The organism is Butyricimonas paravirosa, assembly GCF_032878955.1.
In the GTDB taxonomy this organism is placed as follows: domain Bacteria; phylum Bacteroidota; class Bacteroidia; order Bacteroidales; family Marinifilaceae; genus Butyricimonas; species Butyricimonas paravirosa.
In genome coordinates this window covers 2,673,360-2,687,131 of record NZ_CP043839.1, presented here as the reverse complement: position 1 = coordinate 2,687,131, position 13,772 = coordinate 2,673,360, and the positions used below count along the sequence as shown (strand labels likewise).

The 13,772-nt window shown below is 41.3% G+C and carries 11 protein-coding genes; 4 read left to right on the top strand and 7 right to left on the bottom strand.

What is annotated here, in order from left to right; genetic code table 11:
• Positions 1–89 precede the first annotated feature (89 nt).
• From F1644_RS11145 to F1644_RS11130, 4 genes are read left to right on the top strand one after another with little or no spacing between them, the layout of a single operon-like run.
• On the top strand, positions 90–1,217 hold the full coding sequence (locus F1644_RS11145) for a glycosyltransferase (protein ID WP_087419014.1): 1,128 nt from the start codon (positions 90–92) through the stop codon (positions 1,215–1,217).
• A 16-nt stretch (positions 1,218–1,233) separates the two neighbouring features.
• The gene (locus F1644_RS11140; RefSeq protein WP_158581829.1) at positions 1,234–2,739 is read left to right on the top strand and encodes a lipopolysaccharide biosynthesis protein; all 1,506 of its coding nucleotides are present in this window, start codon (positions 1,234–1,236) and stop codon (positions 2,737–2,739) included.
• 57 nt (positions 2,740–2,796) lie between these two features.
• Positions 2,797–4,251 (top strand): hypothetical protein, encoded by a 1,455-nt coding sequence (locus tag F1644_RS11135; RefSeq protein ID WP_168044062.1) that lies wholly within the window; start codon positions 2,797–2,799, stop codon positions 4,249–4,251.
• Positions 4,252–4,288: 37 nt separating this feature from the next.
• Positions 4,289–5,452, top strand: a complete 1,164-nt coding sequence (locus F1644_RS11130) for a glycosyltransferase (protein ID WP_118304509.1) — start codon at positions 4,289–4,291, stop codon at positions 5,450–5,452.
• On the opposite strand, the gene wecB is transcribed toward F1644_RS11130, so the two are convergent.
• The 7 genes from wecB to F1644_RS11095 form a co-directional block, all read right to left on the bottom strand.
• Positions 5,434–6,510, bottom strand: coding sequence for a non-hydrolyzing UDP-N-acetylglucosamine 2-epimerase (gene wecB / locus F1644_RS11125; protein WP_118304508.1), 1,077 nt, complete (start codon positions 6,508–6,510; stop codon positions 5,434–5,436). The genes F1644_RS11130 and wecB overlap by 19 nt on opposite strands.
• A gap of 8 nt (positions 6,511–6,518) precedes the next feature.
• Entirely contained in the window at positions 6,519–7,559 is a 1,041-nt protein-coding gene (locus tag F1644_RS11120; protein WP_087419009.1) for a glycosyltransferase family 2 protein, read from the bottom strand.
• Positions 7,560–7,725: 166 nt separating this feature from the next.
• A complete protein-coding gene (gene asnB, locus F1644_RS11115; protein ID WP_118304507.1) occupies positions 7,726–9,654 on the bottom strand; it encodes an asparagine synthase (glutamine-hydrolyzing) in 1,929 nt (642 codons plus the stop codon).
• A gap of 47 nt (positions 9,655–9,701) precedes the next feature.
• A complete protein-coding gene (locus F1644_RS11110) occupies positions 9,702–10,682 on the bottom strand; it encodes a D-glucuronyl C5-epimerase family protein (protein WP_279038124.1) in 981 nt (326 codons plus the stop codon).
• 13 nt (positions 10,683–10,695) lie between these two features.
• Positions 10,696–11,982 (bottom strand): glycosyltransferase family 4 protein, encoded by a 1,287-nt coding sequence (locus tag F1644_RS11105; RefSeq protein WP_118304505.1) that lies wholly within the window; start codon positions 11,980–11,982, stop codon positions 10,696–10,698.
• A gap of 10 nt (positions 11,983–11,992) precedes the next feature.
• Entirely contained in the window at positions 11,993–13,120 is a 1,128-nt protein-coding gene (locus F1644_RS11100) for a DegT/DnrJ/EryC1/StrS family aminotransferase (protein WP_118304504.1), read from the bottom strand.
• An 18-nt stretch (positions 13,121–13,138) separates the two neighbouring features.
• On the bottom strand, positions 13,139–13,717 hold the full coding sequence (locus F1644_RS11095; protein WP_087419004.1) for an acyltransferase: 579 nt from the start codon (positions 13,715–13,717) through the stop codon (positions 13,139–13,141).
• Positions 13,718–13,772 lie beyond the last annotated feature (55 nt).

Genomic DNA, 13,772 nt, shown 5'->3' with positions numbered 1-13,772 from the left:
GTTTATTCATCGACAAAAATAAAAAATATAATATGAAATCTTTACTACTCGATGAATAATTGCTATTTTTGTTTATCAAGAATTGAATTATGAAAGTGTTCATGTTATCAAATCCCGCCGCGATACATACTCAACGATGGGTAAGTGCGTTGGCTAAGCGGGGAGTGGAGATTATGTTATACAGTTTTTATCCTTGTGAAAAGGTTGACTATTATAGGGGGATTAAGCATGTACAGGTAAAATCGTTCTGGCAATCACGTGATAGTAAAGGGATCAAGGGTTTTATTTTAGTCAAATTATTTATTTATTACCGGGCGTTGATAAAAGACATCAGAAATTCCATTCAAATATTTCATCCGGATATCGTTCATGCTCACTATTTATCGGATAATGGTTTATTCGGGGCGTTGGCGGGTTTTCATCCTTTCGTCGTTTCGGCATGGGGAACAGATGTATATGACTATCCCCGGCGTTCATGGAGCAGGGCTTGTGTGATTAAATATATATTGAAAAAGGCGGATCGGGTTTTGTCTACAAGCCACGTGATGGCCGGAGAACTTGCAAGATATACGGATAAAAAACAAATCCCTGTTACCCCATTCGGAGTGGATATGACATTGTTCAAGAGATTTCCAAAAAAGCATCAAGAGACAGATGGATTCGTGTTTGGAATTGTGAAAACTTTGGAATATGGGTATGGGATAGATACGTTGATTGATGCTTTTGCTTTGTTGTGTAAACGGCGACCAGATCTGAACTTGTGTTTACGGATCGTGGGAGAGGGAAGTGAGAGAGAAAAATTACAGTTACAAGCAATAAATTGGGGGTTGGCAGAAAAAATCATATTTGAAGGAAAGGTCGTACATGATCATTTGCCGGAAGTCATCAGTTCTTTTGATGTATTCGTGGCGCTTTCCCGGGCAGAAAGTTTTGGGGTTGCTGTAGTGGAGGCAATGGCCGTGGGCTGTCCTGTTGTTGTATCAGATGCTCCGGGATTCACCGAAATCGTGAAATCGGGAGAGTCCGGCCTTATCGTTGAACGTGAGAATCCACAACAAGCATCAGAGGCCATGGAAACCCTGGTAAATGATGAAACATTACGGGTTACTTTGGCTCAAAATGGAGAAAAGAGGGTTCGGGAATTATATGATTGGGATAAGAATGTGGAAGATATGATAGAAATATATCAAGAAATCATGGAGGAAAGAAATGTTTAAAGATATAAAGCAAGTCATGAAAGATTCGGTACTTTATGGTATCGGAAATGTGGCTGTCAAGCTTGTCGGTTTTATTCTGATTCCCCTTTATACGGATGCCGAATATTTCTCTACTGCTGATTACGGGTTGATGGGGTTATTGGAGGTGACATCACAAATTTTGATTGCGGTGATGGGACTTTCTTTATATTCCGGGTTGATCCGTTGGTATTGGGATGCCGAATATCGGGATAAACAAAAGACTATTTTTTTCACGACATTGTTGTTTACGATATTGATCTCTTTAACTGTTGGGGGGCTATTGTGGTTGAATGTTGATGGCTTATCGGTATTGTTGGTGCAGCAAGAAGGATATTCTTTAGGTGAAGATCTTCCGTATGTTCTTCAATTACTGATATTAACTTCTATGTTAGGGGCTGTTGTCGAGGTCCCGCAAAATTTGTTGAGATTACAAAGTAAGCCTATTTATTATTCGACAACGAATATTATGAGGCTGTTTGTAACATTGGTCTTGACCATTTATTTTACTATTTCTTTGCACAGAGGAATTGCAGGTGTGTATGAGGCGCAATTAGTGGGAAGTGTCATCCAGCTACTAATGGTTTTGCCATTGATCATTAAAAATAGTTCCTTCCAAATGGATCGGGCATGTACGGTTCAATTATTCTTATACAGTTATCCGTTAGTTTTTTCTGCAGTGATTGGGAATTTGCTTACTGTTTTTGATCGTTATATAATAAACCATTTTCAAGGGTTAGAGGATGTTGGTTTTTATAGCTTAGGGTACAAAGTGGGAAATACACTTAAAGTTTTTGTGGTAACATCAGTTCAATTAGCGTTGACTCCTTTGTTGATGAAGAAAATGAACGATCCGGACAATAAACGTTTTTATTCAAAAGTATTGACTTACTTCTCTTTTGGTTTGATGTTTTGTGCTTTAGGCTTGAATCTGTTCTCTAGAGAAGGGATCGTATGGGTGACGACCAATCCTGATTATATTGAGGCTCTTTATGTAATCCCTTTTATTACTTATGCTATTTTTTTCAATGTGATGCGAGAGTGCTGTATGATAGGATTACAAATAATGAAAAGAACTAAAATTATAAGTTATATCATAGTTGGTATTACAATCCTAAATTTCTTTTTAAATATGGTGCTTGTGCCTTCAATGGGAATGTACGGGGCTGCTTTGTCTACAATGTTTGTTCAAGTAATTTCGTGGTTGGCATGTTATATATTTGCTCAACGGTATTACCCTATTCCCTATGAATTGTCGAAAGTGGGGAAGGTGCTTGTTGTGGGAACAATATTATACCTGATCGGTATATTATTTAATGAAACAGCTATTGGGATAAGTATATTGGTGAAATTGGTTATTTTGGGCGGATATCCGTTTTTGTTGTATAAATGGCATTTTTACGATAAGGATGAGTGGAATAACTTGAAAGGAGCATGGAAAAAATGGTCTGATCTGAGGCGATTGAAAGAGAACGTGAAAAATGTAAAATACCGGGAGTCATAGGACTATTTCCCATACCGGATGAATTAATTATATTTGTAAGAATCTTAAAATGGACAAATGATGGAAACAGAGCTTTTTAACAGGCAGTATATAATTTCAGAGAAAGAATTGGCTCTAGACGGGTGGAAACAGTTTTTGTTTGATAATTATCATGTTTACGTACATCCGAATCTGGATTATGTACATCAGGATGGGAAACATTTGTCTGTGGCAGTATTGGGTTATCTGTTTGACTATCGGAATACTGAATATACAAATGAAGATATTGTAAAGAGATTATCGGAATCTGTTGACGTGGAAGATTTGATGCGGCAACTGGATCAATATTGTGGTCATTTTATTGTACTTTGTAAAGATGCTGTGGGGGTAAAAATTATACCGGATGCTTGTGCGCAGCGAATCCTTTATTATAAGGATTCTTTTGACGTTTTTGCCTCTCAAGTGAAATTAATAGAACATTTTTTCCCCTTGGAAGATGTTGTAGACCCGGAGGCAAAAGCATTTTTTAATTCATCGGTTTATAAATATCGATTATATGCGATCTCCAACAAGACTTGGAAACAAGGAATATTTCGTTTAATGGCAAATTCCTACCTGGATGTGACTGCACGTAAAGTCGTGCGTTTCTTCCCGGCACAGCCTATTCAGAGACAAGCCTTGCAGGATGTTGTGGAACAGGTGATTCCGATGTTTAAAGGATATATCGAGGCGATAGCGAAACGTTATAAAAAAGTAGTGATCCCCGTGACGGCTGGCTTTGATAGCCGAATGGTTTTTGCCGCTAGTCTTGGTTTGAAAGAGTGTACTTATTTTATTTATAAACATCCTTCTTTTAAAGAAAACCACCCGGATCTGGTTATTCCTAAAAAGTTGACAGAATTAGTTGGGAAATCATTTCAAGTGTTCCGGTATTCGCCAGAGGTCGATCCTATTTTGAAAGAAGTGTATAAGAATAGTGTTGATTATGCCAGAGATCGGACAGCGGCAATGATTCTTTCGGGGAACGGAACTTATTTTAAGGATGCAATAATGTTAAATGGTAATTTAGGAGAGATTGCCCGTAGTTACTACAATTATACAGAGAATGTATCGGGAAGGGAGCTTGCGGCGTTGATGGAGTGTAGAAACTATCCTTATGCCGTACGGGAATTGCAAGCATGGTATGATACGAATCGTCCTCTTTTTAAAGCAAATCATTTAAATGCGCTGGATATGTTGTTTTGGGAGTTGGATTGGGGACCTTCGACTGCACAGTCAAAACAGGAATGTTGGATTGCTTCGGAAGTTTGCTCACCTTTTAACTCCCGAATAATGTTGACAACATTGCTGAGTGCCGATGCAAAGTATCGGGTAAAAGAGTCTTGTCGGGTATTTAGAGAAGTGATTAATCATTTTGCAGGTAAAACAATAGACTTGCCTGTGAACCCGACGGGGAAACATAAAATTATAGCCATGATGAAATGGCTGGGTATTTATTTACCTTACCGGAAATTTCGAATGAATGTGCGTTAATGTGTTTATTTGAATAATAGAATAATATCTTCGGAGCATGAAAATACTGATGGTTTTAGAGAACCAGTTCCCGGATGACGAACGGGTTGAGAAAGAGGCGTTATCCTTGATAAAAGCCGGACATGAAGTCCATTTGTTGTGTGCAACGCTAAAAAAAGAACGTGTCGGGGATGAAAATTATAAAGGAATCAGGTTACATAGAGCCTTGTCGACATCTTTCCTATATAATAAAGCGAAAATTGCCTGTCTGCGCTTGCCCTTCTATTTTATGTTTTGGAAGAAACAGGTCGGGAATTTATTGTGTGCGGAGACTTTTGACGTGATTCATATACATGACCTACCCTTAGCCGAGGTTGGATATTGGGCAAAAAAGAAATTCGGGATAAAATTTGTTTTGGATAGTCATGAGAATTATCCTTATATGTTGGATATGGCTCCCTACACGAAAGGGATAGCCGGGAAGTTGATGTATTCTTTTGATGCTTGGAAACGCTATGAACGGGAGATGATAGGCAAGGCGGATATTGTTATTACGGTATGTAAGGAGATGTCTGACCGGATGAATGATCTGGTTCCACGGACATATTATCACGTGGACAATACGATTAGTATGGAGTTGTTTCCCCGTCCGGAACCACACCCGACGACAGCAGGAAAGATACGTTTACTTTATGTTGGGGGAATCACTTATCACCGGGGATTACAAAATGTGATCAAGGGATTGGCATTGATAAAGGATAAATCTAAGTACAGTCTTGACATATATGGAAAAGGGGCCTATGCCGGAGAGATAAAGGATTTGGTATTAGCACTTGGTTTAGAAGAGATGGTACATTTCCCCGGGTATTTGAAGTTTCCGGCAGAAGCCGTTAAGATGTGCGCCTATTCTTTGGGAGTAATATCGAATCTGCGTTCGGTACAGACCGACTGTTCTTCTCCGAATAAGATATACCAGTACTTTTATTATGGTTTACCCGTGCTGGTGAGCGATATGAATAGTGTTGGGAATATTGTACGAGAGCATCAAGTTGGAGTTGTGTATAAAGATAATTCTCCGGAAGACTGTGCCCGGAAATTAGAGCAGCTGGTAACCTTGGATTTGGAAGATATGGCAACTCGGGCTCACAAATTGTGTTTGGAGCAATATAATTGGGATGTTTCTGTTAAACAGTTAATAGCAGCTTACGAATCTATTCGTTGAAGTTCCCGGATAATGATATGTCCGGCTTGTCCATCCCCGTACAGAGGAGAAGAAAAAACGTCTTTTGTTGTATGTTTAAGTTGCTTGTAGCTGTTTAAAATATCTTCGTATCTCCAACCCGTAATGATATTGGCTCCTTGTTCAACCAGTTCAACCCATTCCGTTTCAGTTCGGAGAGTGATACAGTATTTTTTGAAAAAATAGGCTTCTTTTTGTAAACCACCACTATCCGTGGCAACAAGAGAACAGTGTTTTAGCAGATAAACCATCTCCAGGTAGCCCACGGGGTCCACCAGTTGGAGGCGGGTTTGTTTAAAATTGAAATTCAACTCTTGTAATTTTTTACGGGTACGGGGATGAATAGGAATAACGGCAGGCATTTCCCGTGCAATCTCTTCAAGAGCAGCGATAATAGATTGTAAACGTTCGGGAGAATCCGTATTTTCAGCCCGGTGCAAAGTAGCTAAAATAAAATGTTCCGGAAGTAAAAAATCAGGATGTTTGGCTTTATTGGCATAAAAAAGTGCGGCATCTTGCATGACATCACCACAATTCAATAATGTACAAGGAAATTGTTTAAAGCCTTCTTGGTGTAAATTTTTAATAGCTTGCTCTGTGGGACAAAACAATACGGAACTTATCCTATCCGTGAGAATTCGGTTGATCTCTTCCGGCATATTCATATTGTATGAACGTAGTCCGGCCTCGATGTGTGCAACCCGGATATGTAATTTACTTGCTGCCAAGGCTCCGGCCAGCGTGGAATTTGTATCCCCGTAAACGATCACCCAATCCGGCTGTTCCGTTAATAGGATAGATTCAATCTTTTCGAGCATCTGGCCCGTCATTGCTCCATGCGTCATTCCGTTGATATTCAAATTATAGTTGGGTTTGGGTATACACATCTCTTCAAAGAAAATATCAGACATATTCGTGTCAAAATGTTGTCCCGTGTGAACGATAACTTCCTGTATATCCGGGAAACTACTGATGGCTCGACTGACCACGGCTGCTTTTATGAATTGAGGGCGTGCGCCTATGATGGTAACTATTTTCATGTGGTGAATTATGATTTCTTATTTCCGTAATAATTTTTTGAAAATCCTTTTACTTCCTTTCCGAGCAAGGCATTCCAGCCTCCCCAGAGTAACCCGAAGCCATAAGCGAAGACTTGGATGAGCAAAGTAATGATGGAGAGGAAGGCAACAATGATGTTCCGGTATCTGAAAAGTGACTGAAAAAAAGCAAATAAGCAAACAAGCATTAATCCGTAGTCAACAATATTCCATACAAAATGTACGGGAGGATAGTTTTGTCCTGTGAAAAAGGTGCATAATTCCAAAACGACTAATCCAACGATTAATAGGGCCGGGAGCAGGTGAATCGGTTTTAGCGTATGTGGATGGCGTCTGGATAAATTGATGCGTGCAACTCCCCAGTTAAAGATTTGGCGGAAGAACTTGGGTATACTTGTGCGGCGTTTATGATAGACATAAGCATCTGCGATTAGCCCCACTTTAAAACCGGCATTGTATATTCGCATGGAATAATCCATATCCTGACCATGACGCAATCCTCCCATACCTCCAATCATGTCATATACTTTTCTGGATATTCCCATGTTGAAACTTCTAGGATAGAAACGCCCCACGTGCTTTTTATTTCCCCTGGTTCCTCCTGTTCCGATAAATGAGGTCATGGAGTAATTAATCGCTTTCAGTAGGGGAGAAAAAGAGGGATGACAGGTGTCCGGGCCTCCGAATGCGTCATAATGATGTTCGTTTTGGGCCTTCTCAATTTCAGCCAGCCATTGAGGGGGAAACATACAATCGGAATCTACAAAGATAAAATACTCTCCTTGGGCTTTACTCATGCCGTAATTTCTGGCAGCCCCGGGACCTTGATTTTGTTGGTATATCGCTCGTATTTGAAGTCCGCTGGCAGAGTGGTATTGTTCGATGAATTCCTTGAACCCGTCTTTCGAACCGTCATCCACGAATAATAATTCAAAAAGACACCGATTCCCTTCGAGCTTTTCTGCGCTTTCAAGGAGTTCTTTCACTTCTTCCAGACGGTTATATACGGCAATGATGATAGAGTATTTCATGATCTAGTTGTATTTATTATAATCGTGTATACCTGAATGCCAGTTCCTTGTTTGTAATATTTATTGGATTTATTTCAAACCATGACAATTTTTCACGGTTTGAAGATAAACTTAATTACGTTCTTCGAATAGCTTGATGCTTTCTTTTTTTGTCATAATCATGTTTTTAATAGTAAGCTTCGATGTTATCTTCTACTCGTTTGTGTATGAACTCCTGTTCCCAGATAGCCAGTCCCAGAATGATCCAGATAAAATTGTAGTGCCACCGGAGTTTCGGATGTGCCGGGTAATCCAGAATATAGCGGATATAGTCATAATTGAATATTCCCTGTTTCTCGATATATTCTTTTGTAAGAATCTTCTCGGCTGTATCTTTTAAATCCTTTTTGAATTGTAGATACGGGTTCACCGTGAATCCCCATTTCTTTTTCGTGATAATCTTGGGGGGAAGATATGGTTTCATGGCTTCCCGGAAAAGATTTTTAGTCTGGTTATTTTTGATCTTCATCTCCACGGGGAGAGTAAAGCCGAAGTCTACCAAATCCCGATCAAGGAAAGGAATTCGTTCCTCAACCGAATGGGCCATGGACATCCGGTCATCCGTAAGCAAATAATCGTTTACCATTTTGGATTGAAATTCGGCATATAGCACTTGATCCAATCCGTTCTGGTGGCGTACGGATTCAAAAATCTTGTCAAATTCCTTATGTACCTTGAATTGTTCTATTTCTTGCTGTTTCAAGAACGATTCCGAATAGATATTCTTGTAGAAAGGGTTATCGAAATCCCACGTGTTTCGCAGGATGAGGTAAAAGCGCTCCACGTTCCCGATAGACAGTAACATTTGTACGCCCCGGCGATATTCGTCGTAACGTAATGATTTAGAATTGTTCTGAAGACGGAAGATGAAATCCGATTTCCAGCGTAACATACGTTGTAGCCATTGTGGAGTATAGTGATGCCAGTTTTTGAATGGGTAAATAAATTTATGAATATCATATCCGGCAAATAGTTCGTCTCCGCCTAGCCCTCCGAGAATAACCTTCACGGTTGGGTGGACAAAAGCCGACATATTGAATCCCTGCAATAGATTAATTTTAGGTTCCTCTGCATGCCAGATTACTTTCGGCATTTGTTGCATCGGATTCATCGATAGGCTCAACGTGTGGTGATGCGTGTGAAAGTGATCGGCGATTTGTTGGGCATCGGGAAATTCATCCGTGGGCTCATTAAACCCTAGGGTAAACGTGTTGATCTCGGGAACACCCAGTTCATGCATTTTCTGCACGATCGTTGAGGAATCCAGTCCGCCCGATAGATACACGCCGACTGGAACATCACTGACCAACTGGCGTTTCACGGCCTGTTTGATCAATTCGTTCATTTTCTCTTTCGCCTCGTTTTCCGTGATGGATCGATCGATATTCACAGCCAGCTGCCAGTAGCGTTTTACCGTGAACAGACCGTTTTCAAACACGGCAAAGTGAGCCGGGGGAAGACGTTTGATGCCTTCAAAAAGAGTCTCATTCCCTTGCGTGTAACGCAAGTTCAAGTGTATATGTAAAGCCTTTAAATTTAATTTCCGTTCATATTTCGGGTGTAGGATAATGGATTTCTGTTCGGAACCGAAAACTAATATACCATCTTTGAGGAAATAGTGTAGAGGTTTAGTTCCGAAATGATCCCGTGCGAGAATCAGGCGGTTATTGTTTTGATCCAGTAGGGCGAAAGCAAAAATACCGTTTAACTTGTTGAAGAATCCGGTTCCGTACTCCTCGTAAAGATGAACCAGAACTTCCGTGTCGGTAGCGGTATAGAACACGTGTCCCTTGGATTTGAGTTCTTCCCGGATTTCTTCGTAGTTGTATATCTCCCCGTTAAAAATGACACAGACACTTTTGTCTTCATTAAAAATAGGTTGATTGCCACACGTGGAGACGTCGATAATGGACAAACGCCGGTGTCCGAGAGTGAAATCCCGGTAGGTATATATAGATTGATCATCCGGCCCCCGATGTTCAATCGTGGTCAGCATTTCCGACATGAGTTGAGTGTTATCTGTATCCCGTTCGAATATTCCGGCTATTCCACACATATTACAAGAGTTTGTTTATACAAAAGTATTATTTTTTCCCGTTTTTATTATAAACGATTCAGTTTCTTTAATGCCGTGAACTTGTGGCGATACATTTTTAAAATATTGGAAATACGGTCATAATGATGGAATTTCTCGCTAAAAAGGCGTAATTCCTCTTTTCCGGTGATTCGATAGAGAATTAGGAGTTGCTGGCGAACAAGTCTGAGATAACCGATCGTGCAGGGGTCATCTTGTGGATAACCGGAAAGATCGCAGCGATTGAATCGAGGCCAGAACCCCATGTCAAACAGAGGAAGTTGACGGGTAAGACCTTCTATTCCTTCATTAAACAGCCGAAGAGCGAGTGCGTACCCGTTGGGGTCCTTGTTTTCGGGAACTGCACGAATGTAATCGTATAAACCGAAAAGGCAAAAGCCATGGCCATCTAGTACTCGTGTCGGACACTCTGCCACGTATTCTTCGTAAAAGGTTTCCCCCTTTTCTCGGTCTACGGAAACCCCTCCGACTGTTATATCCTTCGTGAAAGGAATTAATGCTTGAGTTGCAACCTTCAAGTAGGCATCGTCCTCTGTAAGTTGCCAGGCTCTCAATAGCATGGATATTCCCCTACTTTGTGCGAAGGCGGATTTCCAAGGTTGATAAACATGGTATTCGGGTTTCGGCACATCGGTTAGCCAATAACAACCGAGTTCTGTATGATCTGTCCGATTGTTCATAAACCAGTCTGCAATGCGAAGAAAATGAGCCCTTTTCTCTTCGGAATGTGTCTTTAACCACGAGTGGAATATGGCTAACCCGTACTGTCCGATAGAAATAGGATAGTAGTGCAGTTTTGTATCTTCCACGTCAATATAAGTCGTGTTCAAGGGGACTCCATTTTTGTCGAAAGAGTGAATCAGACGATTGAGCTTAGCTATGTCCTCGTCAAATTTGATGTAATAATAGCCTAGCGTTTCAGATTGATTCTCCATGTTAATTTCGATCTTGCGGTTCGTGTTGAAATCTCGCAAAAGTTTACGTAACATGAAAATAGCTTTTTTAAGCTTCATGGCGGGCTAAGATTTGGGTTAAAGACTGGGTTAAGGACTTTCTCGAATAACGGTTGACTACATTGTCCTCTTTTATAGGAGATTGTGGATCAAAATTATTCAGTAAGGAGGTTAGAAATTGAAACATACCTTCTTCATCGTCATATTCGAATGTTTTCCCGGCCTTACAAACTTGAATGATGGCTGCGGCATCACCATCGGTGGGACCGAGGCAAAGAATAGGGGTTCTGGAGCCGATATACTCGAAAAGCTTGCCCGTGAGATTACCTTTACTCCCTTCGATGTTGGGGATAATGAGTAATAGAACAGAAGAACTCTTCATGTATTTGATGGCATTTGCGTGAGCTACGAATGAATGGATTTCTACGAAATCTCCCAGTTGTTCCGAGAGTTTTTGAGCTATACCCTGATCCACTTTACCGACAAAACGTAGTTTGAGTTTTCCTGATGTGGAAAGTCTTTTAACTGAATGGATAAAGGAATCAATCGTGTAGTCAGCCGCCAAAGTCCCCGTGTAGGTGATCGTGAAAACATCTTCCTTTGGAATAGTTAGGTCGAAATCCTCGGCATCGAATCCATTAGCGATAACTTTTATTTTAGAGGCTTGAATGGCCGGAGATTTTGCTGCCAGTTGCTTTTTGATGTAGTCGCTTACCGTGATTACCTGATCTGCATCCAGAAGAACATTTCGTTCATATTGCCGGTCAATCGCTTTTGCAATGGGAGTTGGGTACATTTTATTATAGTAATAGATGTCAGTCCATGGGTCTCGAAAATCAGCAATCCAATGCAGATGGAAACGCTTTTTTAGTTTTTGTCCGACCAGATGGGTTGACATAGGCGGGCCCGTTGTGATGACGGCGTCTATTTTTTCTTCCTGAATAATTTGGATTGCTTGGCGATAAGCGTGTTTATTCCAGCCTCTCCGGGCATCCGGTAGGAAAAAATTACCCCGGATAAAACGGGCAATCTTCTGTTTTAGACTGGGACTCCCTTCATTGACGAATCCGCTATACGGGGCACTTTGGGCTTTAGTCAGTTTTTTATAATATTCATATATACCGGAACAATCCGTTCGATACACGATTTGTCCGGCTCGTACATCTTGTTCCAGCGTGTGGTCTTTTATGGGATATTCAGCCTTTTCCGGATCAACCGTGATAATGATCGGATCATAACCAAATTCCGGAAGGTACTTCGAGAACTTCAGCCAGCGTTGAACTCCCGGTCCTCCTGAAGGTGGCCAATAATAGGTGATGATCAGAATCTTTTTCACGGTGAAATCTCTATCGGTTAAAGAATCTACGAATTTGTTCGATGATGTACTCTTGCTCTTCCGCTTTCATTTCCGTGTGCATCGGCAGCGATAGTACCTCTTCGCTTAATTGTTCTGCAACGGGGAATGTTCCTTGCCCTTGTCCCTTTTTAGCATAAGCCTCTTGCAAATGCAAGGGGATAGGATAATAAATCATGCTGGGAACATCATGTTCTGCCAAGAAAGATTTCAACTCATCCCGTAGGTGATTTTGAACCCGGATGGTGTATTGATGGAACACGTGTGTGCTATTAGCAGCCCGTTGTGGAAGGATAATTCCTTTTACTGTTGCTAATCCTTTGTCATAATGTTCAGCGGCTTGATTACGGGCGGCTGAATATTCATCAAGGTATTTTAGTTTTACATCCAAAATAGCAGCTTGCATGGTATCCAAACGAGAGTTACATCCCACGACACTATGGTGATATTTGATCTTTTGCCCGTGATTGGCAATCATGCGGGCCCGTTCGGCTAATTCGTGATCTCGGATAAATAAGGCTCCACCGTCCCCGTAACATCCTAAGTTTTTGGAGGGGAAGAATGAGGTTGTACCAATATCTCCAATGCATCCGGCTTTTTGTTGGAGACCGTTACTGAACGTGTAAGTAGCCCCGATAGCTTGTGCCGTGTCTTCTACCACGTAAAGTTTGTGTCGGCGGGCTATATCCATAAGCGGTTCCATGTCTGCGCATTGGCCGTACAAGTGAACAGGAACGATTGCTTTCGTACGAGGGGTAATTTTTTCTTCAATCTTGGTAACATCAATTGTGAAACGGTCTGCGACACAATCCACGAAAATAGGTTCCAACCGTAAAAGGGCAATCACCTCGGCTGTGGCCACGTAAGTATGAACAGGTACAATCACCTCGTCCCCGGGTTGTAACCCGAGAGCCATTAAAGCAATTTGTAGGGCATCCGTGCCGTTGGCACAAGGAACAACATGTTCTACTTGATTATATTCTGCGAGATGTTGGGCGAAAGTCTTCACTTGGGGGCCGTTAATGAAAGCCGTGGTGTCAAGTACTTCCTGTATGGCGTTATTTATTTCCTCCCGGATGCGTTCATATTGTCCGTGAAGGTCAACCATCGTGATTTTCATTGTGATATAAAATTAGATTTATTCTTCTATTTTTTGAACTAACCCGTTTTGTAAATGATAGCGTTGTTTGCTTTCCGGACATTCGGCTATTCCCTTTTCGTCAAAATGAAGACGATGCCCGTATTCACTCATCCAACCGATTTGTTTAGCCGGATTACCAACTAACAAAGCGTATGCAGGAACAGTTTTTGTTACAACGGCCCCGGCTCCGATGAAGGCGTAAGCCCCAATGTCATGCCCGCACACGATCGTGGCATTGGCTCCGATGGTAGCCCCTTTGCCCACGTGCGTTTTGGCATATTGACTTTTCCGGTTTACTGCACTACGAGGATTGGTCACGTTCGTGAATACGCATGATGGACCCAAGAAAACATCGTCGTCACAAGTGACTCCCGTGTACACGGATACATTATTCTGTACTTTTACTTGGTTCCCGAGAACTACCTCCGGGGATATGACGACGTTTTGCCCGATGTTACAATTCTCTCCGATCCGGCAATTACTCATAATGTGGGAGAAATGCCATATTTTAGTTCCTTTTCCGATTGTTGCGCCCTCGTCTACGATGGCGGTCTCGTGTACGAAATAATCTTTCATATCTGAATCATTTTACTGGCAAAGATAGTTTTTCTATTAAAGTATTGAAAGAAAC

Excerpts from the sequence above, each read along its gene's own strand:
- F1644_RS11140 (WP_158581829.1), top strand. The coding sequence starts at position 1,234 with ATGAAAGATTCGGTACTTTATGGTATCGGAAATGTGGCTGTCAAGCTT.
- F1644_RS11110 (WP_279038124.1), bottom strand. The coding sequence starts at position 10,682 with ATGTTACGTAAACTTTTGCGAGATTTCAACACGAACCGCAAGATCGAA.
- F1644_RS11100 (WP_118304504.1), bottom strand. The coding sequence starts at position 13,120 with ATGAAAATCACGATGGTTGACCTTCACGGACAATATGAACGCATCCGG.
- F1644_RS11130 (WP_118304509.1), top strand. The coding sequence starts at position 4,289 with ATGAAAATACTGATGGTTTTAGAGAACCAGTTCCCGGATGACGAACGG.
- F1644_RS11135 (WP_168044062.1), top strand. The coding sequence starts at position 2,797 with ATGATGGAAACAGAGCTTTTTAACAGGCAGTATATAATTTCAGAGAAA.
- F1644_RS11145 (WP_087419014.1), top strand. The coding sequence starts at position 90 with ATGAAAGTGTTCATGTTATCAAATCCCGCCGCGATACATACTCAACGA.
- wecB (WP_118304508.1), bottom strand. The coding sequence starts at position 6,510 with ATGAAAATAGTTACCATCATAGGCGCACGCCCTCAATTCATAAAAGCA.
- F1644_RS11095 (WP_087419004.1), bottom strand. The coding sequence starts at position 13,717 with ATGAAAGATTATTTCGTACACGAGACCGCCATCGTAGACGAGGGCGCA.
- F1644_RS11120 (WP_087419009.1), bottom strand. The coding sequence starts at position 7,559 with ATGAAATACTCTATCATCATTGCCGTATATAACCGTCTGGAAGAAGTG.
- asnB (WP_118304507.1), bottom strand. The coding sequence starts at position 9,654 with ATGTGTGGAATAGCCGGAATATTCGAACGGGATACAGATAACACTCAA.